The following is a 20,503-nucleotide window of genomic DNA, read 5'->3' on the forward strand; positions in this document are numbered from 1 at the left end:
GTCCCGTGGAACGTCGCGGAACCATGCGATTCACGATCAAAAAGTCTTTCACCCCCATGGGTGTCACACCTGTCGAAATGGTGGCAAAGCACCTCGCGCCGTCGCCGTCCGCGCGGGACACGGGCGGCACCACGCCCTCGCGGTGACCGCCCGGCGGGCCTCGCGCGGGGCCGCCCGGCGTCCGAAAGGCGGGTCCCGGGGAGCCCGCCTATCGTGGGCCGGGGCGCCTGTCCCCGGTCCGCTGCAAGGCGTCTGGGAGGCATTGATGCTGGCCAAGCTGTCGACGCGACCCGCACTGCGACGCGGCGCGCTCGCCGCCGTCGCGGCCCTGACGCTGCTCGGCGCGGGGCTGCCCACGGCGGCCACGGACACGGACGCCGACCGCCCAGCGGACCTGTCCCGGTTCCACGATCAGAAGATCACGTGGGGGAAGTGCACGGGCGAGGGCATGCCCGACGACCTCCAGTGCGCCAAGGCGACCGTCCCCGTCGACTACGCGCGCCCCCACGGCGCCACCCTCGACCTGGCGCTCGCCCGTTACCGCGCCACCGGCGACAAGCGCGGGTCCGTACTGCTGAACTTCGGCGGGCCCGGTGGCCCGGGCGTCCCCGAACTCGCCTACGGCGGGAAGGAGTTCATGGACCTCACCGACGGCTACGACGTGGTGACCTTCGACCCGCGGGGCGTCGGCCGGTCCTCCCCGGTCAGCTGCGGGAACGCCGAGGACGAGGCGTACGCGTCCGTCGACGACGATCCGGACGACCTCGGCGATCCGCGGGCGCTGCTGGCACAGCTGAAGAAGGCCGCCGCCGCGTGCGCCGAGCACTCCGGGCCGGTCCTGCCGCACATCGGCACGGTGGACGCGGCGCGGGACATGGACGTGATCCGCGCGGCCCTCGGCGACCGGAAGCTCAACTACCTGGGCTTCTCCTACGGCACCCGGCTCGGCGCGGTGTACGCCGCCCAGTTCCCCGACCGGGTGGGACGGCTCGTACTGGACGGCGTGGACACGCTCACCGAGCCGCTCGCCGAGCAGGGCATCGCGGGTGCCCGCGGGCAGCAGGTGGCGCTGGACGACTTCGTGGACTGGTGCGTGAAGGACATCGCCTGTCCGTTCGGGCAGGACGCGCGCACCGCCCGCGAGGAGGTGCGGCGGCTCGTCCGGTCCATGGACGAGGACCCGGTGCCGACCGACTTCGGCGAGGCGTTCACGGGGCAGGACCTGGTGGGCGCCATCGGACAGGGGCTGTACAGCAGGCAGTTGTGGCCGTCCCTGGAGCGGGCACTGGCCCAGCTCGTCGAGAACGGGGACACCAACGGCGTCATGGCGTTCGCGACCGGCGGCCTGTCCCTGCCGGTGCGCGATCCGGGGGGCGGTGATCCGAGCGGGGGGCTGGCCGACGAGGAGGAGATCCCCCTGGACAACCTGCCGGCGGCGCTGATGGCGATCAACTGCGCCGACGACCCCGACCGCCCCGCCGCCGAGCAGATCGCCGCCGACCTCAAGCGGTTGCGCGCCGACTACGAGGAGGCGTCGCCGGTCTTCGGCCGGTACCGGCTCACCCAGGTCCTGATGTGCTACGGCCGCCCCCGGGGCACGGACTACATACGCGACGAGGTGAAGGACCTCGACACCCCGAAGATGCTGCTCGTCGGCACCCGCGGGGACCCGGCGACGCCGTACCGCTGGACCGTGGAGACGGCGGAGCGGCTCGGGTCGTCGGCCGTGGTGCTGGACAACCGCAGCGAGGGACACACGGCGTACGGCTCGTCGAAGTGCGTGCACCGCAAGGTCGACGACTTCCTCCTGTACGGTTCCCTCCCGCCGAGCGGCAGCTCCTGCGGGGCCGACGAGGACGACTGAGTGGGCCGCCATCTGCCGGTGCTGCTGGCCGCCGTCGGCGCGCTGGGGGCGGCGCTCGCCGCGTGCGCCGGTTCGGCGTGGTGGTGGCTGGCGGCCGGACCGCTGCTGTCGCTCACCTGCATCGGAGTCCGCGATCTGGTGCAGCGCCGGGACTCGCTGCTGCGGGCGTACCCCCTCACCGGCCGTCTGCCGTGGGTGCCCCGGCGCGGTGCCGTCGAGCCGGCCGGCGCGGTGCGCGAGTTCCTGGTGCCGTCCCTCGGCCCGGTCGAGCCGCCCGAGGAGACACCCGTGGTGCGGGTGGGCGGCCCCGACTGCCGGCTGCCGTACGACATGGCGCTGCTGAACGTGTCCGCGATGAGCTTCGGGGCGCTCTCGCCCCGCGCGGTGCACGCCCTCAACCGGGGCGCCGCGCTGGGCGGGTTCGCGCAGGACACCGGCGAGGGCGGGCTGACCGAGCACCATCTGCGCGGCGGCGGTGACCTCGTCTGGGAGATCGGGACGGGCTACTTCGGCTGCCGGACCGACGACGGGGCTTTCGACGCACGGGAGTTCGCGGACAAGGCGGCGCTGCCCGAGGTGCGGTGCGTGTCGCTGAAACTGTCGCAGGGGGCCGCGCCGGGCGGCGGCGCGCTGCTGCCCGGCAAGAAGGTGAGCGCCTCGGTCGCGCGGGAGCGCGGGGTGCCGGTGGGCGAACCGGTGGTGTCGCCGCCGGGGCACCGGGAGTTCGCCACGCCGCGGGAGCTGGTGCTGTTCCTGGCGCGGCTGCGGGAGCTGGCGGGCGGCAAGCCGACCGGGTTCAAGCTGTGCGTGGGCTCGCGCCGGGAGTTCCTCGCGGTGTGCCGGGCGATGGTCGCGGAGGGCGTCGCGCCGGACTTCGTGGTGGTGGACGGGTCGGAGGGCGGCTCCGGCGCGGCGCCGCCGTACGCCGGTGAGGTCGGGCTGCCGCTCACCGAGGGGCTGATCACCGTGCACAACGCGCTGGTCGGCGTCGGGCTGCGGGACCGGGTCAGGATCGGGGCGAGCGGCCGGGTGGCCACGGGCACGGACGTGGTCCGGCGGCTCGCCCAGGGCGCCGACTTCACCAACGCGGCGCGCGCGATGATGCGGGCCGTCGGCTGCGTGGGAGCCGGCCGGTGCGCTGCCGACACCTGCCCGGTCGGCGTCGCGACGCAGGACCCGCTGCGGGTGCGCGCCCTGGACGTGGCCGACAAGGCCCGGCGGGTGCACCGCTACCAGCGCGAGACGGTCCGCGACGCCGTGCGGGTCATGGCCGCGATGGGCGTCCGGGAGCCGGCCGGGCTCACGCCCGCCCACCTGGTGCGGCGGACGGCCCCGGGGACGCTCCGGTCGTACGCGGAGCTGTACGAGTGGCTGGAGCCGGGAGTGCTGCTGTCCGGGCCGCCGGAGTCCTGGGCCGCGGACTGGAAGGCGGCGGACCCGGACGGTTTCAGCTAGCCGCGCCCGCCGCCGACGGGACGGTCACGAAGGCGTCGACGGCCGCCGTCAGTTCGGCCGGCTTCTCCACGGGCAGTTCGTGGCCGGCGTCGAGGATGCGGACGGTGGCGTCCGGATACGCCTTCGCCATCCGCAGCATCTGCCGCACCGGGAGCTGGATGTCGTGGTAGCCGTGGATCATCAGGGTCGGCGTGCGGATCTCCCCGGCCCGGTCCAGGACGTCGAACGCGCGCATGGCCCGGTACAGCGTCATGACCACCTCGCGCGGGGTGTCCGCGGAGGACCTGACACAGGCGCGGATCTCCTCGGGCGGGTGGCCGGGGGCGAAGGCGCGCCGGATGTTCGCGGCGACGAACAGCTTGTACGGGACGAGGGTGGAGGCGGCCATCAGCAGGCCCCGGCCGCGGTTGTACGCCATCCGGCCGATGGAGTTCACCAGCACCATGCGCTCGACGCGCTCGGGGTGGGCGAGGGCGATGGTCTGCGCGATCATCCCACCCATGGAGTGACCGATCAGCACGAACCGCTCGACGTCCAGGTGGTCGAGGAGGGCGAGGACGTCGTCCGCCAGGTGCCGGATCGTCGGCACGCCCGCCCCGGTGCTGTCGCCGTGCCCGCGCAGATCGAGCCGGATCACCCTGCGCGAGGTCGAGAAGTGCGCCGTCTGGTGGTCCCAGCGGTGCCGGTTCGCCGTCCAGCCGTGGACGAACACCAGAGGCACCCCGCCGCCGTCGCGGGGCCCCTCGTCGTCGTACGTCAGTGCTGCGCCGTCGACTTCGAGCTGCGGCATGGGTGTCTCCCGCGGGTACGTCCGGTCCTCCGGTTACTGACGCGTACCGTAACCGGCCGACGGGGGCGGCGTCACCGTCGGCCGCCGAGAAAGCCGAGGAGCCCAGGAGCCCAGGAGCCGAGGAAGCCGGGGAAGCCGGGGAAGCCGGGGACGGGCCCGGACGCGGCGAGGGCGGCGCCCCGGCCGAGGGGCGTGTCCAGGGGGGCCGAGGGGCGTGTCCAGGGGGCCGAGGGGCGTGTCCAGGTGGGCCGCGGCCCGGCAGCCCGGCCCACCTGTGACGTTCCGTCCAGATTCGCTGCTCCAAATGCCTTACCTCCGATTCGGCCCTATCGTGCTCGTATGGAGCACGAACTGAGCCCCGCGACCCTCTCCGAACTGCGCCGCCCGCGGCCCTATCCCGCGGTGTCCGTGCTGACGCCGACACATCGCCGCGAGCCCTACAACACCCAGGACCGGGTCCGCCTGCGCAATGTCGTGGCCGAGGCCAAGAAGCAGCTCGAGGCCGATCCGGCGGTCACCCGGGAGCGCCGCGCGGACGTGACGGAACAGCTCGACCGGGCCCTCGCGGAGGTCGACCTGACGTACACCGAGGACGGCCTGGTGATCTTCGCCGCACCGGGCGAGCACCAGGTGTGGTCGCTGGCCCGCCCGGTCCCGGAGCGCGTCGTCCTCTCGGACACCTTCCTCACCCGCAACCTCGTCTCGGCGCAGGCCGCCGAGCGGCCGTTCTGGGTGCTGTCGGTCTCCGCCGACCGCGTCACCCTGTGGAGCGGCGGTGCCGACCGGGTCACCGAGGAGCACTCCCACGGCTTCCCGCTGGTCAGGAGCCAGGAGAACTTCGACGCCGAGCGGATGGAACGCACCGGCGACCTGCCGAGCACCTTCCGCGACGAGGGCACCCGCCACTTCCTGCGCGACGCCGACACCGCCATGGGGCGGCTGCTGCGCGAGGCCCCGCGCCGGCTCTACGTCACCGGCGAGACGGCGGCGCTGTCCCTCCTGGAGGAGATCGGCGAAGGCACCCGTGACGCCGTGCACGTGCCGCACGGGGGCCTCGCCCACGCCACCCCGGAGGCGGTGTGGGAGGCGGTCCGCCCGGTGCACGACGCCGAGGCCCGCCGGGACACCGCCGCCGTGGCCCGGGAGCTGGACTCCGCCCGCGGCCGGCGCACCTTCGCCGCCGGGGTCGACGAGCTGTGGCAGAACGCCCGGGAGGGCCGTGTCCGCCTCCTCGCCGTGGAGGAGAACTACAGCGTCACGGTCCGCGACGACGGCGACCACCTGGTCCCGGCCGAGAGCACCGACCTCGACTCCCGCGACGACATCGTGGACGAGATCGTCGAGCAGTGCCTGGAGACGGGCGCCGAGGTCCGCTTCGTCCCGGACGGCACCCTGACCGACGCCGCCGGCATCGCGGGCGTGCTGCGCTACTGAGACCCCCACCCGGTCGGCGTACGCTACACATGATCGTCGGCCGGGAGGGAGCGCGTGCGTGGGTGAACTGCTGGGCGTGGCGGTGCTGGGTGCAGGGCACATGGGCGCCGACCACATACGCCGCCTCGACCGGGTGGTGAGCGGGGCCAGGGTCGCCGCCGTGGCCGATCCGGACGCCGCCCGTGCGAAGGAAGCCGTCGCCGGTGTCGAGGGGGCCTCGGTGCACACCACGGCCGAGGCCGCGCTGGACGCGCCCGGCGTGGACGCCGTCCTGATCGCCTCACCGGGTCCGGCGCACGAGGAGGCGCTGCTGGCGGCGTTCGCCCGCGGCCTTCCGGTGCTGTGCGAGAAGCCGATGGTGCCGGACCCGGCCGGGGCACTGCGGGTGCTGGAGGCGGAGGCCCGGCTCGGCCGGCGGCTCACCCAGGTCGGGTTCATGCGGCGCTACGACGCCGAGTACCGCAGGCTCAAGGCGCTGCTGGAGGACGGGCGGCTCGGCCGGCCCCTGATGCTGCACTGCACCCACCGCAACGTCTCCTCGCCGCCCGGCTTCACCAGCGCCATGCTGATCGACAGCTCGGTGTCGCACGAGATCGACGCGGCCCGCTGGCTGCTCGGCCAGGAGCTGACCGCGGTCACCGTGCTGCGGCCCCGCCCGTCGTCCGGCGCCCCGCAGGGCCTGCTGGACCCCCAGTTCGTGGTCTTCGAGACCGACGGCGGCGTCCTGGTCGACGTGGAGGTCTTCGTCAACTGCGGCTTCGGCTACCAGGTGCGCTGCGAGGCCGTGTGCGAGGCGGGCAGCGCGCGCATCGGCGACGACCACGGTCCCCTGGTGACCGCGCGCGGCTCGGCCGGCACGGACGTGCCGCAGGACTATCTCGTCCGGTTCACCGACGCCTACGACCGCGAGGTGCAGGCCTGGGTCGACGCCACCCGGCGGGGCCGGGTCACCGGCCCGACCGCCTGGGACGGCTACGCGGCCTCCGTCGTCGCCGAGGCCGGGGTGCGGGCGCTCGGCAACGGCACGGACGGCACTCGCGTGGCCGTCGAACTCGCGCCGCGTCCTGCCCTGTACGGCTGACGCCGGGGCGGCCTCACACGTTGCCGAGCAGTGCGTGGAGGCTCTCGTCGACCGCCGCGCCGACGTCCTCCCGGCCCGCTGCGACCACGGCGTAGCTGCGCAGCAGGAAGCGGCGCAGCGCGGCCGTGTCGAACTGCAGCAGGGCGAGCCCGAACGGCGAGTGGAACTCCACGACCGTCCGGGACCGGCCGCACGGCCAGATGTGCACGTCCCCGCCGCCGGCCGGCCCGTCCAGCCCCTCCTCCAGCAGCGCGCGGCCGAACGTCCAGGTGACCGCCTCGCCCTGGAGGGAGACCTCCGGCGGGAAGTCGAGGTGCACGGCGAGCGGGTCGGCGGAGGTGTAGCGGAGCGTCGCGGGGACGGGCAGCTCGCGCTCCTCGGCGGTGATGAGCCGGGCGCGGGCGGGCTGTTCGACGGTGACGTGGGTGGGATCCATGGGCGGTCTCCGCAGCGGTGAGTGGTCGGCCGTTTCCGGTGTGGTGCTTGTAGGACCTCGCAGGGGCCGATCGCATTACGGGAAAGCCGCGTGAATTATTGTGACCTGCGTCACGGCGGCCGGGCCCGTCGCCGTTTTCCCGCTCCCCGCACGGAACACGCGACCGTCGAACACCCGGGTGATCGCCTCCCGGTGCCCCCCGGACGTCACTCAAGTCACGTACGCCGTCTACGACTCGCCCCGGCGGCGGCCTACGTCATCGGCACCCCCCGAGCTGCCCGTGAAGACTGTGACATATGCCAGACGCATCACCGGATCGTGTGTTGCCAAATCCCTTACACCGCGTCGCGGGCTGTGCCACAGTCGTAACGGCCCCTTCGTCAGTCCGGCCGTCCCGTCCCCCATCGGAGTGCGTCATGCCGTCCCCCCTCTCCGCGGACCGCCCAGCCGCCCGGACGCCCGGACGCGGCCAGGTCGACGCGCTGATCACGCAGACGCGACGGCTCATGGGCGACGTGGACGCCGTGCGGCAGGGCGCGCAGGACGACACCTTCGACCCGCGGGGACGCTGGCAGCGCGCGCTGTGCGACCTGGCACTGCACCAACTCGAGGACCTCGACGCGCACCTGGCGCAACTGCGGGACGGCCCGCCGTCCCCTCCCCCGCACGAGTCGCCGCTCAGCCGGGTCGGCAGCGCGGAGTGGAACCTGCTGACCGACGAGGCCGTCTGGTCCCCGGAGCTGCACGGCATCGTCGGCCGCGACCCGGCCGCTCCGCCGCTCACCCTCGACGAACTCCCCTCCCTCGTCCTCGAGGAGGACCGCCCGCGCCTGACCGCCATGGTCACCGGCTGCCTCGTCGACGCGAAGCCCATCGACGGCGAGTTCCGGGTCGTCCGGCCGGACGGCGCGGTCAGGACCGTGCACATGATGGGCGAACCCGTGCTCGACGCCCGCGGCAGCACCACCTCGATGTGGGCCGTGCTGCGGGACGTCAGCGAACTGCGCCGCAGCCGGCGCGCGGTGGGCGCGACCCGTGACTCGCTGCACCTGCGACGGCGCCCGGCACCGGCCGAGCACCGGCCCGCGGCCGGGCCGCGGGAGGCCACGCCGTCTTCCCGGCACGTCTCCCCGCGGCTCCCGCGCACCGCCGGCACGCTCGACCTCGCCGCCCGGCGCCTGCCCGCCACACCGAGTTCCCCGGCCGACGGCAGCTGGTACGACGTCCTGGAACTGCCGGACGGCGACGCACTGTTGGGCGTCGGCGTGCTCACCGGGCACGGCCCGGACGCCACCGCCACCCCGGCGACGACGCTCGGCGCCGTGCGCGGCATGGCGATGTCCGGCGCCGGTCCGTCCCGGCTGCTTTCCTGGCTGGAGCAGTTACTGAGCGCCGACGACCCGTCGGTCCGGTGCTCCACCGTGTACTGCCGTTACCGGCCGGCCACCCGCACCCTGGCATGGGCGCAGGCCGGACACCCCGCCCCGCTGCTGTTCCGCGCCGGGAGGGGGCGCCGACTGGACGCACCGGACGGCGTCCTCCTCGGCACCGACCCGGGTGCCGCTCGCGGGCAGGGCGAGGCAGCCCTGGAGGAGGGCGACGTGCTCGTGCTGCACACCGGCGGGCCGGCCCCCGCCGACGGCGCGGACCCCCTCCTGGACCTGGCCCCGCGTCTCGCCTCCCTGCACACGGCACAGGACTGCGCACGGCTGATCGCGCGGGAGTGCGGCAACGGCGGCCGCGCGGACGACGCCTGCGTGCTCGTCGCCCGGGTCACCCGGTGACCGACAGACCGATAACCGTCAACTCATCTACGCCTGAGCGGTGTTGTTCTTCCCTCCCCTCGGCTTCGGCAGCGCCTGCCGGATCTCCTCGCGCAGTTCGCTGATCCGCGGGTAGTTCGCGTACTCGGCGGTGAGCCGGTACATCTCGCGCAGCCTGTCCCAGGTGCGCCGGGAGGAGTTCGACCCCATCGACATCAGGGCCAGCCGCGCGTACCGGTCGGCCTGTTCGGGGTCGTCCGCGATGAAACAGGCCGAGGCCATGGACAGATGGTCGAAGATCTTCGACCGCTCCCGCCCGTCGACCCGCAGGGCGAGGGCCTTCTCCGCGTAGTACTGGGCGTGCACGGCCGCCCCCGGTTCGAACTCGGCGAGCGTGCGATAGGCCAGGGCCTGCATGCCGTACAGGTCCTCGTCCTTGAAGGTCTGCATCCAGGACGGCGTCTCCGCGTCGATCCGGCCGGAGACGAACAGGTCCTCCGCCTGACCGAGCGTGCGGCGCATGGCCTGCCCCTTGCCCATCGAGGCCTGGGCCCAGGCCTCGATGGTGTGGAACATGGCACGCGTCCGTGGCAGCACCGCGTCACCGGAGCCGGACTGGGCCAGCTTCATGAGGTCCATGGCCTCGTCGGGCCGGCCGAGGTGCACCATCTGACGGGCCGCCCTGGAGAGGGCCTCCCCCGCCCGGGGCCGGTCGCCGCCCTCCCGCGCGGCATGGGCGGCGATCACGAAGTACTTCTGGGCCGTGGGCTCCAGGCCGACGTCGTGCGACATCCAGCCCGCGAGGACGGCGAGGTTGGCGGCGACGCCCCACAGGCGCCGCTGGAGGTGGGGTGGGTGGCGGTAGGCGAGCATGCCGCCCACCTCGTTGAGCTGGCCCACCACGGCCTTGCGCTGGAGTCCGCCGCCACGGGCGGCGTCCCAGGCTCGGAACACCTCCACCGAGCGCTCCAGTTCGTCGACCTCCTCCGTCCCGACGGGGGCGGCCTCGTAACGGTCGAACCCGGCGGAGTCGGCGTGCAGGAGGGGGTGATCGACGACGGAAGCGTCGGCGGAGAGGGTGGGGTCGGTGTGCAGCCAGTCGTACATGGCACTGCTGAGTGCTGATCCCGCGGCGAGCGCGGCACCCGCGCCCACCAAGCCGCGTCGGTTGAGCATGAGGTCCATTCCCGTGAATTCGGTGAGGACCGCGGCAGTCCGTTCGGGCGCCCACGGCACGCCGTCGGGATGCTGCTCACTCCCGTCGCGTGGCCGTTTCCCCGCACGCCCGTGCCGGACCAGACCGAGGTCCTCGATGGTCACGACACGGCCGAGACGCTCGGTGAACAGAGCCGCCAGCACCCGCGGCACGGGATCGCGCGGGATCTCTCCCATGTCGATCCACCGCCGCACCCGGGAGGTGTCGGTCGACAGCTGGGGGTGGCCCATGGCCGCCGCCTGCCGGTTGACCAGCCTCGCGAGTTCCCCTTTGGACCAGCCGGCCAGGCCGAACAGGTCCGCCAGGCGGGTGTTGGGTTGTCCGCTCACGTAAGCCCCCAGGTTCTCGGCTGAGTTGACAGTAGCCCCGTGCAGGTTGCCGGGCGACTATTCGCCAGGGTTCGCCAGGGTGCGCCAGATGGTGTGCCACTGGGCGACAGGTGTCAGGTAGGAGTGCGCCACCCCGACCCGGTCGCCGAGGGACATTCCCCAGGGTGCACCCGGGAGGCCGGGCCGGGCGGCGCATCGATGTCGCAGGCACACGAAGGGATCTGTTTCGCCCATGTACACAGCATCGTCCTCCGTGTCCGCCCCGCCCCGGTCGCTGCACTCCCGCCCGGGCGGCGGCGGCCCCTACCTCGACCCCGCCCGGCCGGCACCTCCCGTGCTCGGCGCGGGCCGCGGCGCCCGGCGCCCCGCGGGGCTCGGCACACAGCCCCTCAGCGGGAGACTCGACCTGTCCGGCCCACAGGGTGCCCAACTGCGCACGGCGATCGCGTCGGTGCACCGGATCTGCCCGGAGTTCGCCCCCGTGCAGGTACTGCGCCGCAGCGGCCGCTCCGTGCTCCTGGTCGGCACGACGGGACGCAGCACGGCCGTCGCCAAGTGTTTACTGGACCACTCCCCCGCGTGGGCCGAGCGGATCCGGCACGAGATAGCTGCATACCGCACGTTCGTCCGGCACCGCCCTCCTGTGCGGGCGCCGAGGCTGATCGCGGCGGACCCGGACAACTGCACCCTCGTCGTCGAACGGATGCCGGGACGTGTGGCGGCCCTGCAACGGCATCCCGCGGAGGCCCCGCCCCGCGCGGACATCCGGGCGGCGCTCGGCGCGATCTGCCGGCTCAACGCCTGGCGGCCCACGGCCGGCACCTTCGACGCCCCGCTCGACTACGCGGCCCGGATCTCCCGCTACCACGAGCTGGGGCTGCTGACCGACCGGGATCTGGGGGACCTCCAGAAGCTGCTGCACGGCATCGCGGCGACCGCGGGCCGGCAGGGCATGGGCCAGTTCTGCCACGGCGACGCCCTGCTGTCCAACATGCTCCTGTCACCGGCCGGTCCAGTGCTGGTGGACTGGGAGCACGCGGGCTGGTACCTGCCGGGCTACGACCTGGCGACGCTGTGGTCGGTCCTCGGTGAGGCCCCGGCGGCGCGCCGTCAGATCAGCCAGATCGCCCAGTCGGCGGGCCCGGCCTCACGCGACGCCTTCCTGGTCAACCTGATGCTGGTGCTGACCCGGGAGATCCGCACCTACGAGATGGCCGTGCAGCGTTCGATGCACGACGCGGCCCCCGCGGCTGCGGGGGCGGCCCACCCGGGTGCCGTGCCGTCCGGCGAGGAGCAGCGGTTGCTGCTGCGGCGGCTGCACGACGACTGCCAGCTGGCCCGCCGGGCCGTCCGGGCGGCGGTCGGCACTCGCTGATCGGCGAGTGCGGATCGGTCCGCGCCGGTCGGCACCCGCCGAGGGGAGAAAGGTCCGTGGTGCGCCGGAGCGGCGGCGCACCACGGACCTTCGTGCACCGGCCGCCGTCGCGCCGGAGCCATTGGTGTACGCCGGTGACGGACCGCAGGCGGCGGGGTCACCCGCCACGAAACTCGCCCGCCCCTCGCTGACATGGGAAATCGCCTTTCCGTGGGCATGATTGACGGATCGTCGGCAAGCCGGCCCCGCACGCCCCGCCCCGCCCGCTCGTCCCAGGAGTCAGCATTGCGAGGATCCCCCACCCGTCCCGGACCGGCGCGCACCACCGGTCCCGCACGCACCCGCAGAGCCGCCGGCGCCGTCGCCTCGGCGGCTCTGCTGTTCCCGCTGCTCGCCGCGTCCCCCGCACCGGGCTCGCCGGGCGCCGCGGACCGGTCGGCGACGGGGCTGCAACGGGCGTTCGCCGCCGCGTCCGCCGAGTACGACGTGCCGCAGAGCGTGCTGCTGGGCGTCTCCTATCTCCAGTCCCGCTGGGACGCGCACGGCGGCGCGCCGAGCGTGACCGGCGGCTACGGTCCGATGCACCTCACGGACGCCCGCACCGCCCTGGCCGGCGCCCCGCACCACAGCGAGGGCACGGAGGACCCGCGCGGCGACGACGCCCGCGCCGCCCTGCGCCCGAAGGCGCCGCTCCCGTCCGGCACCGCGATCCCGGCCCGCCTCAGCACGCTCCCCGAGGCTGCGGAGCTGACCGGTCTGAGCCCCGAGGAACTGCGCACCGACCCGGCCGCCAATGTGGCCGGCGGCGCCGCCCTGCTCGCCGCCGCACAGCGGGACCTGGGCGAGCCGCTGACCGACGATCCGGCCGACTGGTACGGCGCGGTGGCCCGCTTCTCCGGCGCCGACGACACCGCGACGGCCGCCACGTACGCGAACGACGTGTACGACGTGATCCGCACCGGACAGGAACGGACCACGGACGCCGGCCAGCTGGTGGCGCTGGCCGCGCGGCCGGAACTGGCACCCGACACGGGGCAACTGCGGCGGGCCGGTCTGCGCGCGGCGTCCGCGGCCGGCACCGAGTGCCCGGCGTCGGTCTCCTGCGAGTGGATCCCGGCGCCGTACGAGCAGTTCGGCGACAACGACTACGGCAACCACGACCTGGGGAACCGCCCGGCGTCGCAGTCGATCAAGTACATCGTCGTGCACGACACCGAGGGCGGCTGGGAAGGGGTCCTGAACCTGGTCCAGGACCCCACCTACGTGTCCTGGCAGTACTCGCTGCGCTCCACCGACGGCCACATCGCCCAGCACGTGAAGGCGAAGGACGTGGCCTGGCACGCGGGCAACTGGTACGTCAACGCCACGTCGATCGGCCTGGAGCACGAGGGCTTCCTCGCCTCCCCGGACTCCTGGTACACGGAGGCGATGTACCGGTCGTCGGCGCGCCTGGTGACGTACCTGGCGAAGAAGTACGGCATTCCGCTGGACCGGCAGCACATCCTGGGGCACGACACCGTGCCCGGCCCGACCGCGGCGACCGTGCCGGGCATGCACACCGACCCGGGGCCGTACTGGGACTGGCGGCACTACTTCGAACTGCTGGGCCGGCCCTTCAAGGCCACGGCCCGCAAGAACGCCGGGGTGGTGACGATCCTGCCGGACTACTCCGCCAACCGGCCGGTGTACGCGGGCTGCACGGCGAAGGACGAACCGTGCGCGGCGCACGGGTCGAGCGCGGTGCGGCTGTACTCCGACCACGACGAGAACTCCGCCCTGATCACGGACGCCGGCCTGGGCACGACCCCGACGACGGGCGTGAACGACATCTCCTCACGGGTCTCCACCGGCCAGCAGTACGCGGTCGCCGACCGCTTCGGCGACTGGACGGCGATCTGGTACCTGGGCCAGAAGGCCTGGTTCCGCAACCCCGCGGCGCAGCCGACGGCCGTGCCCGCGAAGGGGCTGCTGGTGACGGCGAAGGACGGTGCGGAGAGCGTGCCGGTCTACGGGCGCGCCTACCCGGAGGCGTCGGCGTACCCGGCGGGAGTGCCCGTCCAGTCGGTGTCGCCGCTGCCGTACCGGCTGCCGGCGGGACAGAAGTACGTGGTCGGTGACAGGGTGCCCGGCGAGTACTACTACGCGGTGGACTTCACCGCCGACTCGCACCGGGTGGTCGTCGGCGAGGACCTGTACTACGAGATCCAGTACGGGCACCGGGTGGCGTTCGTCCGGGCCGCGGACGTACGGCTGTCGACGCCGTAGGTCCGGTCAGCCCTGCTGGAAAAGCTCCGCCGGGAGCGGCTTCAGCAGGGCGTACAGGTCGTCGGTGATGGGGCGGTCCCAGGCGGCGATGGTCACCAGGACGTTGTCGCTGCGGTCGAACTGCACGCAGGAGATGCGGCTCTCGGAGAGCTTGAGGCGGCGCACGATGAGGAGGTTGTCGCCCTGCATCACCGGCATGTCCTCGGTGCCGACGACGGTCACCTCCTCCTCGTTCTCCAGCGCGAGCAGCAGTTGGGCCACCTCGAAGGGAACCTCGTCCCGGGCGACCTCGCGGGCCGGCGAGCCCTCGGGAAGGTTGCCGATGATCATCGCGGGGCCGCGGCCGCCGAAGAGGTCGTAGCGCAGGAAGACGCCCTGGCACGTGCCGTCGGGGGCCGGCAGCAGGCCGGCGCCGAGGTTGCCGGGCCAGTCACCCGGATCCATGGCCAGGACGTCGAAGTCGGGCCCGGCGGGCGTGGCACTGCGGCGGCGGAGGAACGACATGGGGCCATGGTACGGGTACGGGGGCCGTCGGCGTCCTGCGGGCGGCCGCCCGTCCGGGGTGGCCGCACGGCTCTCGTCGGGGTGCGGTGCCTTCCGGGCTACGAGGCCTGCTTGTGGCGTTCGTGGTGGCGGGCCACGCGGGCGCGGTTCCCGCAGGACGGCCTGCACCACTCCTGGCGCGGGTGGTCCTTGAGGAAGTAGCGGACGCAGCGCGGGGCGTGGCAGGCGCGCAGGCGCTGCCGGTCCGGGCCGGCCAGGAAGGCGATCACGGCCTGTGCGAGGGCGGCGTCGAGGTCGTCGCCGTCCGGCACGGCCCGCCGGCCGGCGCGCGGACCGGCGCCGTCGCTCCAGTGCAGGACGGGGACGGTGGGCAGGCGGGCGGCGGCCGTGTTGAGACGGTCCAGGGCCTCGGCCACGGGCAGCAGCCGGGCCGCGTCGGCGGGGCTCGGCGCGCCGGGGCGTACGGCGTGCGCGAAGAGGGCGCGGACGGCGGCGCGCAGGTCGCGTACGGCGGCGACGCCCCGGGCGTCGGCGGCGTAGCCCGGGGAGACCGGGAGGACGTCGGCGTGGGCGCGGACCCAGGCGGTGAGTTCCTCTGGGTCGGTGAGGTCGTCGGCGACCTGGCCGTGACCGTCGTGCCGGAGGGTCAGCACGAGGTCGAGGGCGAGGCGGCTGTCGGCGGGGAGCGCGTCCTGCATGCGGCCGATGATAGGCCGCATGCAGCCACCGGCAGGGGCGTCTCATTCCTCCGCGGGTGTCGGTGGCACCACCGCCACCGGGCTCGCCGCGTGCAGCAGGACGGCGTGGGTGACGGAGCCCAGCAGGCGGGCGGGCGCCAGCAGGCGCCGGCGGTGGCGGCCCACCACGACCAGTTCGGCGTCCCGGGAGACGGCGACGAGGTGGCCGGCCGCGTCGCCTGGGGCGGGGTACGGCTCCACGCGGACCTCGGGGTGGCGCTGCCGGTGCGCGGCGAGGAAGCCGTCGGCGAGGGTGCGGGTCTCGCGTTCGAGGGCGCCCTGGTCGATGTCGGTCGGGAGGAGTTCGCCGGGGGCGGCCCAGGTCTGGACGGGCCAGGGATAGGCGGCGACCACCTGGAGGCGGGCGTCCCGCAGGGCGGCCTCGGTGAAGGCGAGGGCGAGGGTGGCGTCGTCGGGGCTGTCCACGTTGAGACCGACGACGACCCGCGGGCCGGGCCCGGGCGGCGGGCCGTCCACCTCGCGGCCGGGCCGGGGCACGATCACGACCGGGCACTCGGCGTCGCGGGCGGCGGTCATGCCGTTGGAGCCCAGCAGCAGGCTCCGGAAACCGCCCCGCCCCCGGGACCCGAGCACGAGGAGTTCGGCCTCGGCGCCCAGTTCGGGCAGCAGCGCGCCCGGCGCCCCGTCGAGACCGACGTACTCCACGTCCGTGCCGTCCGCGGTCTTCTCCAGCCGGGCGCGCGCGTCGCTGAGGACGGGGTCCTCGTCCGGGGGCGGGGGCAGGGTCATGGGCACACCGGGCTGCGTCCACGCGGCGTAGTGGCGGACGTGGCAGACGCGCAGTGCCGTCCGGCGTCGGCGTGCGGCGTCCACGGCCCAGTCGAGGGCCCGCAGGCTGTCCTCGGAACCGTCGACCGCCACGGCGACCGGCAGCGTGCTCATGGTCCTCACCTCCGGGATACGAGCGTCGTCCTGCTGGGGCCAGCCTGGCTCAGGCATCGGCTCCGGCAGGCTCTCCACGGTCGCGTGTCCGGAGAACGAGGGATGACACCGCCGGTTCGGCCCGCCGCGGTGGCGATCCGGCCGCCCGGCCGGGCGCGGCGGCTCCCGGGCCGGGCCGGCCCGTCCCGCGAAGTGGGCGGGGCGGCCCGGTCGGCGGGCCGGCGCGGTCGACGGGCCGGCGCGGTCGACGGGTCTCAGGTCAGGTCGAACTCCCCCTCGCGTGCCCCCGAGACGAACGCGCCCCACTCGGCGGGCGTGAAGATCAGGGAAGGGCTCTCGGGACGGCCGCTGTTGCGCATCGCGACAAATCCCTCGACGAAGGCGATCTGGACATCACCCCGGCCCCGGCTGCTGGACTGCCACTCGGCGTTGCTGAGGTCCAGCTCCGGCTTGTCCCAGCTCGCGAGCGGCTGCTGCTGGATCGTGCTCTCGGCCACGTCCGTGCTCCTCCCGGTTCGTCGTCCGCGGCCAGCCTAGCGACCGGTCCCCGGCGCCGACAGGGCACGTGAGGGGGACCTTCCGGGACTGCGGCGGCGCCCCTCCCACGAGCCACGGGGAGAAGGACCTCGGCCGCCGCCGTGGGGACGGCGGTCACGAGGACGAGCCGGGTCACGCGCCTGGGGTGGTGGGCCGCGTGGAGCATGGCGGGGCTGCCACCCGCCGGGTGGGCCGGGAGGTCCGTCCGCTCGGGGCCCAGATGGATCCGGAGCGCCTCCACCTCCTCGACCTGGCGGTCGCAGCGGTACGTCGCCGGGTCCGCCGGGGCCGAGGAGTCGCCGGTGCCGCGCAGGTCGAGCAGGATCAGACGGCGGCGGGCGGTGAGACCGCCGAGATCGCCGAGGTGCTCCGAGGCCCGCATGGGCCCGCATGGGCCCGCATGGCAGGACGACGAGGGGCTCGCCCTCGCCCCGGACATGGTGGGCGAGCGGGGTCCCGTCGGGTGCGGTGAGGATCGGCATGCCCAGACCCTCGGGGCCGGTCCGGGTCCGGGCGCAACGGCGTTCCCCGAGGTCCCGAAAGTACGGCCCGGCCCCTTGCCTCACCGGCGCGCGTCTGGATCAATGGCCCGTGAGGCGTCGACCGAATGATCGGTCGTCCGGATCGGCACGGTTGGCGAGGAGGCGTCCGTGGTGGCTGCGAGGGACCCGCGGGACGAGGGCGAACGGCTCGGCCCGGAGGCGCTGCGTGCGCTGCAACTGGAGCGGCTGCGGTCCTCGTTGCGGCACGCGTACGCCCATGTGCCGTTCTACCGGGACTCGTTCGACAAGGCGGGCGTCCACCCCGACGACTGCCGCGAACTCGCCGACCTCTCCCGGTTCCCCTTCACCACCAAGGCGGACCTGCGCGAGAACTACCCGTACGGGATGTTCGCGGTGCCGCGCGAGCGGATCCGCCGCATCCACGCCTCCAGCGGCACCACCGGCCGTCCCACCGTCGTCGGGTACACGGAGAACGACCTGTCCCTGTGGGCGGACATGGTGGCCCGCTCGATCCGGGCGGCGGGCGGGCGCCCCGGCGACACGGTCCACGTGGCCTACGGCTACGGCCTGTTCACCGGCGGCCTGGGCGCCCACTACGGCGCCGAACGGCTCGGCTGTACGGTCGTGCCCGCGTCCGGCGGCATGACGTCACGTCAGGTCTAGCTGATCCAGGACCTGAAGCCGGGCATCATCATGGTGACCCCGTCCTACATGCTCACCCTCCTGGACGAGTTCGAGCGGCAGGGCGTCGATCCCCGCGGCACCTCCCTGCGGGTGGGGATCTTCGGCGCCGAGCCGTGGACGGAGGAGATGCGCCGGGAGATCGAGGAGCGGTTCGCGATCGACGCGGTCGACATATACGGGCTGTCGGAGGTGATCGGCCCCGGCGTCGCCCAGGAGTGCGTGGAGACCAAGGACGGGCTGCACATCTGGGAGGACCACTTCTACCCGGAGGTCGTCGACCCGTTCACCGGCGAGGTGCTGCCGGAGGGCGAGGAGGGCGAGCTGGTCTTCACCTCGCTCACCAAGGAGGCGATGCCCGTGGTCCGGTACCGGACCCGGGACCTGACCCGGCTGCTGCCGGGCACGGCACGGCAGTTCCGGCGGATGCGGAAGGTGACCGGCCGCAGTGACGACATGGTGATCCTGCGCGGGGTGAACCTCTTCCCCACCCAGATCGAGGAGATCGTGCTGCGCACCCCCGGAGTCGCCCCGCACTTCCAGCTGCGGCTGACCCGCGAGGGCCGCCTCGACGCCCTCACGGTCCGCGCCGAGGCCCGCCCCGACGCCTCGCCCCGAGACCGTGACACGGCCGCCCGTTCGATCGCCGCGGCCGTGAAGGACGGTGTCGGGGTCTCGGTCGCCGTCGAGGTCGTGGATCCGGAGTCGCTGGAGCGGTCGGTGGGGAAGATCCGCCGGATCGTCGACCTGCGCCCGCGCGGGTAGCGGCGGCCGGGGCAGGGAACGGCCGGGCGACGCGCCTGCGCTCCTACGCTCCGGAGAAGCGGTCGCGCAGCTCCCGCTTGAGGATCTTCCCGCTGGCGTTGCGCGGCAGGCCGTCCACGAACAGCACCCGCTTGGGCGCCTTGAACGCGGCGAGCTTCTCGCGGGCGTGGGCGACGAGTTCGTCCTCCGTGACCTCGCCGCGGGGGACGACGACCGCGGTGACGGCCTCGATCCACTTCTCGTCGGGCAGGCCGATCACGGCGGCCTCGGCGACGGCCTCGTGCGTGTAGAGGGCGTCCTCGACCTGCCGCGAGGCGACCAGCACCCCACCGGAGTTGATGACGTCCTTCACCCGGTCGACGATCGTGAAGTAGCCGTGGGCGTCCCGTACGGCGAGGTCACCGGAGTGGAACCAGCCGTCGCGGAAGGCCTCGGCGGTCTCCTCGGGCTTGTCCCAGTAGCCCTCGCACAACTGCGGGGACCGGTAGACGATCTCGCCCGGCGTGCCGTCGGGCACGTCCTCGCCGTTCCCGTCGACCACGCGCGCGTCCACGAACAGGACGGTGCGGCCGCAGGAGTCCATGCGGCCCTTGTGCTCGTCGGGGGCCAGGACGGTGGCGAGGGGGCCGATCTCGCTCTGCCCGAAGCAGTTGTAGAAGGCGAGCTTCGGCAGGCGCTCGCGCAGCCGTTCCAGGACCGGGACCGGCATGACCGACGCCCCGTAGTACGCCTTGCGCAGCCCGCCGAGGTCGCGGGTGCCGAAGTCGGGCCGGTCGGCCAGGCCGATCCACACGGTGGGCGGGGCGAAGAGGCTGTCGACCCGGCCCGCCTCGATCAGGTCGAACAGGCGGTCGCCGTCGGGTGCGTCGAGGACGAGGTTGGTTGCGCCCACCGCGAGGTACGGGAGCAGGAACACGTGCATCTGCGCCGAGTGGTAGAGGGGCAGCGAGTGCGCGGGGCGGTCGCCGGCACTCAGGTCGAGGGCGGTGATCGCGCTGAGGTACTCGTGGACCAGGGCGCGGTGCGTCATCATCGCGCCCTTGGGAAGGGCCGTCGTACCGGAGGTGTAGAGGAGCTGGACCAGGTCCTCGGCGCGCGGCTCGGGGCCGTCGTACGCGGGGGCGGCCGCCAGCAGGGAGAGGAGCGAGTCGTCGGCGTCGCGCAGCGGCAGGGTCCGCACGCCGTCGGGGAGCCGGCCGGCGAGGCCGGGGTCGGTGAGGACCAGGGTGCTGCCCGACTGGCCGACGACGTACGCGAGGTCGTCGCCGGTGAGGTTGTGGTTGACGGGGACGTGGACCAGGCCGGCGCGGGCGCAGGCCAGGAACGCGATGAGGTAGGCGTCGGAGTTGTGGCCGTAGGCGGCCACCCGGTCGCCGGGGGCGAGGCCCTGGCCGAGCAGGGCGCTCGCCGCGCGGGAGACCGCCTCGTCGAGTTCCCCGTAGGTCCAGGTGCGGTCTCGGTACTCCACCGCGAGGCGTGCGGGAGTGCGTCGGGCGCTGCGGCGCAGCACCCCGTCGACGGTGCTGCCGTGTCCGGGCGTCATGGCACATGATCCTCGGCGGGCCGCCGGGACAGGTCAAGCCGGCGGAGCGGGGGCGGACCCGCGCCCGGCCCGCGCACGCCCTCGCCCGCCCTGCGGGCGGTCCGGGTGGGCGGGTACCGGTGACCCGCACACCCGTGATCCTCACCGGGGCCCGGCGCGGTCCTCCCGGTACCGCTCCCGCGGCCGCCGCTCGTAGGGCTTGCCGTCGGGGTCGCGGGGCGTCCAGGCGATGAGGTCGACGGCCCGGGACCGTTCGCAGCCGGCCGGCCGGCACAGGGGGCGAGGAGGCGGGCGGCGAGTGCGGGGCCGGGCTCACGGCCGG

15 protein-coding genes and 2 pseudogenes are annotated in these 20,503 nt (G+C 74.0%); 8 read left to right on the top strand and 9 right to left on the bottom strand.

Translation table 11 applies throughout. The features are described 5' to 3' along the window. Nucleotides 1-265: 265 nt before the first annotated feature. Together ACIP5W_RS33185 and ACIP5W_RS33190 are read left to right on the top strand one after the other, a co-directional pair. Nucleotides 266-1,864, top strand: coding sequence for an alpha/beta hydrolase (locus ACIP5W_RS33185; RefSeq protein WP_401481349.1), 1,599 nt, complete (start codon nucleotides 266-268; stop codon nucleotides 1,862-1,864). Next, on the top strand, nucleotides 1,865-3,319 hold the full coding sequence (locus tag ACIP5W_RS33190; protein WP_401481350.1) for a glutamate synthase-related protein: 1,455 nt from the start codon (nucleotides 1,865-1,867) through the stop codon (nucleotides 3,317-3,319). Here the strand turns inward: ACIP5W_RS33190 and ACIP5W_RS33195 are convergent. Next, nucleotides 3,312-4,109 (bottom strand): alpha/beta fold hydrolase, encoded by a 798-nt coding sequence (locus tag ACIP5W_RS33195; RefSeq protein ID WP_401481351.1) that lies wholly within the window; start codon nucleotides 4,107-4,109, stop codon nucleotides 3,312-3,314. The two genes, ACIP5W_RS33190 and ACIP5W_RS33195, sit on opposite strands and share 8 nt — an antisense overlap. Nucleotides 4,110-4,448: 339 nt before the next feature. Here ACIP5W_RS33195 and ACIP5W_RS33200 point away from each other — a divergent pair, with 339 nt between their 5' ends. Continuing rightward, nucleotides 4,449-5,543, top strand: a complete 1,095-nt coding sequence (locus tag ACIP5W_RS33200) for a chemotaxis protein (protein WP_401481353.1) — start codon at nucleotides 4,449-4,451, stop codon at nucleotides 5,541-5,543. Nucleotides 5,544-5,601: 58 nt separating this feature from the next. Then, on the top strand, nucleotides 5,602-6,624 hold the full coding sequence (locus tag ACIP5W_RS33205) for a Gfo/Idh/MocA family protein (protein WP_401481355.1): 1,023 nt from the start codon (nucleotides 5,602-5,604) through the stop codon (nucleotides 6,622-6,624). 13 nt (nucleotides 6,625-6,637) lie between these two features. On the opposite strand, the gene ACIP5W_RS33210 is transcribed toward ACIP5W_RS33205, so the two are convergent. After that, the gene (locus ACIP5W_RS33210) at nucleotides 6,638-7,060 is read right to left on the bottom strand and encodes an SsgA family sporulation/cell division regulator (protein ID WP_401481357.1); all 423 of its coding nucleotides are present in this window, start codon (nucleotides 7,058-7,060) and stop codon (nucleotides 6,638-6,640) included. 416 nt (nucleotides 7,061-7,476) lie between these two features. On the opposite strand from ACIP5W_RS33210, the gene ACIP5W_RS33215 reads away from it, so the two are divergent. Next, nucleotides 7,477-8,844 carry a SpoIIE family protein phosphatase gene (locus ACIP5W_RS33215; RefSeq protein WP_401481359.1) on the top strand — a complete coding sequence of 456 codons (1,368 nt, stop codon included), beginning with the start codon at nucleotides 7,477-7,479 and terminating at the stop codon, nucleotides 8,842-8,844. A gap of 27 nt (nucleotides 8,845-8,871) precedes the next feature. On the opposite strand, the gene ACIP5W_RS33220 is transcribed toward ACIP5W_RS33215, so the two are convergent. After that, a complete protein-coding gene (locus tag ACIP5W_RS33220) occupies nucleotides 8,872-10,368 on the bottom strand; it encodes a hypothetical protein (protein ID WP_401481361.1) in 1,497 nt (498 codons plus the stop codon). A 232-nt stretch (nucleotides 10,369-10,600) separates the two neighbouring features. On the opposite strand from ACIP5W_RS33220, the gene ACIP5W_RS33225 reads away from it, so the two are divergent. After that, nucleotides 10,601-11,743, top strand: coding sequence for an aminoglycoside phosphotransferase family protein (locus ACIP5W_RS33225; protein WP_401481363.1), 1,143 nt, complete (start codon nucleotides 10,601-10,603; stop codon nucleotides 11,741-11,743). Nucleotides 11,744-12,028: 285 nt separating this feature from the next. After that, nucleotides 12,029-14,008, top strand: coding sequence for an N-acetylmuramoyl-L-alanine amidase (locus ACIP5W_RS33230; RefSeq protein ID WP_401481365.1), 1,980 nt, complete (start codon nucleotides 12,029-12,031; stop codon nucleotides 14,006-14,008). Between the two features lie 6 nt (nucleotides 14,009-14,014). On the opposite strand, the gene ACIP5W_RS33235 is transcribed toward ACIP5W_RS33230, so the two are convergent. The 5 genes and pseudogenes from ACIP5W_RS33235 to ACIP5W_RS33255 all read right to left on the bottom strand — a co-directional run. Beyond that, the gene (locus ACIP5W_RS33235) at nucleotides 14,015-14,512 is read right to left on the bottom strand and encodes a hypothetical protein (protein WP_401481367.1); all 498 of its coding nucleotides are present in this window, start codon (nucleotides 14,510-14,512) and stop codon (nucleotides 14,015-14,017) included. A gap of 98 nt (nucleotides 14,513-14,610) precedes the next feature. Further along, a complete protein-coding gene (locus ACIP5W_RS33240) occupies nucleotides 14,611-15,210 on the bottom strand; it encodes a CGNR zinc finger domain-containing protein (RefSeq protein ID WP_401481369.1) in 600 nt (199 codons plus the stop codon). Nucleotides 15,211-15,252: 42 nt separating this feature from the next. Further along, complete coding sequence (locus tag ACIP5W_RS33245; RefSeq protein WP_401481371.1) at nucleotides 15,253-16,152, bottom strand: universal stress protein; 900 nt, start codon at nucleotides 16,150-16,152, stop codon at nucleotides 15,253-15,255. A 254-nt stretch (nucleotides 16,153-16,406) separates the two neighbouring features. Beyond that, on the bottom strand, nucleotides 16,407-16,649 hold the full coding sequence (locus ACIP5W_RS33250; protein ID WP_363089433.1) for a DUF397 domain-containing protein: 243 nt from the start codon (nucleotides 16,647-16,649) through the stop codon (nucleotides 16,407-16,409). 136 nt (nucleotides 16,650-16,785) lie between these two features. Continuing rightward, nucleotides 16,786-17,171 (bottom strand): annotated as a pseudogene (locus ACIP5W_RS33255) (alpha/beta fold hydrolase); the annotation flags it as partial. A gap of 168 nt (nucleotides 17,172-17,339) precedes the next feature. On the opposite strand from ACIP5W_RS33255, the pseudogene paaK reads away from it, so the two are divergent. Then, a pseudogene (gene paaK / locus ACIP5W_RS33260) lies at nucleotides 17,340-18,638 on the top strand (phenylacetate--CoA ligase PaaK). Between the two features lie 43 nt (nucleotides 18,639-18,681). Here the strand turns inward: paaK and ACIP5W_RS33265 are convergent. Next, the gene (locus ACIP5W_RS33265; protein ID WP_401481373.1) at nucleotides 18,682-20,181 is read right to left on the bottom strand and encodes an acyl-CoA synthetase; all 1,500 of its coding nucleotides are present in this window, start codon (nucleotides 20,179-20,181) and stop codon (nucleotides 18,682-18,684) included. Between the last annotated feature and the right edge of the window lie 322 nt (nucleotides 20,182-20,503).

This window comes from Streptomyces sp. NPDC088766, assembly GCF_044750845.1.
GTDB lineage: Bacteria > Actinomycetota > Actinomycetes > Streptomycetales > Streptomycetaceae > Streptomyces.

Excerpts from the sequence above, each read along its gene's own strand:
- ACIP5W_RS33185 (WP_401481349.1), top strand. The coding sequence starts at position 266 with ATGCTGGCCAAGCTGTCGACGCGACCCGCACTGCGACGCGGCGCGCTC.
- ACIP5W_RS33200 (WP_401481353.1), top strand. The coding sequence starts at position 4,449 with ATGGAGCACGAACTGAGCCCCGCGACCCTCTCCGAACTGCGCCGCCCG.
- ACIP5W_RS33195 (WP_401481351.1), bottom strand. The coding sequence starts at position 4,109 with ATGCCGCAGCTCGAAGTCGACGGCGCAGCACTGACGTACGACGACGAG.
- ACIP5W_RS33245 (WP_401481371.1), bottom strand. The coding sequence starts at position 16,152 with ATGAGCACGCTGCCGGTCGCCGTGGCGGTCGACGGTTCCGAGGACAGC.
- ACIP5W_RS33210 (WP_401481357.1), bottom strand. The coding sequence starts at position 7,060 with ATGGATCCCACCCACGTCACCGTCGAACAGCCCGCCCGCGCCCGGCTC.
- ACIP5W_RS33265 (WP_401481373.1), bottom strand. The coding sequence starts at position 20,181 with ATGACGCCCGGACACGGCAGCACCGTCGACGGGGTGCTGCGCCGCAGC.
- ACIP5W_RS33225 (WP_401481363.1), top strand. The coding sequence starts at position 10,601 with ATGTACACAGCATCGTCCTCCGTGTCCGCCCCGCCCCGGTCGCTGCAC.
- ACIP5W_RS33235 (WP_401481367.1), bottom strand. The coding sequence starts at position 14,512 with ATGTCGTTCCTCCGCCGCCGCAGTGCCACGCCCGCCGGGCCCGACTTC.
- ACIP5W_RS33240 (WP_401481369.1), bottom strand. The coding sequence starts at position 15,210 with ATGCAGGACGCGCTCCCCGCCGACAGCCGCCTCGCCCTCGACCTCGTG.
- ACIP5W_RS33215 (WP_401481359.1), top strand. The coding sequence starts at position 7,477 with ATGCCGTCCCCCCTCTCCGCGGACCGCCCAGCCGCCCGGACGCCCGGA.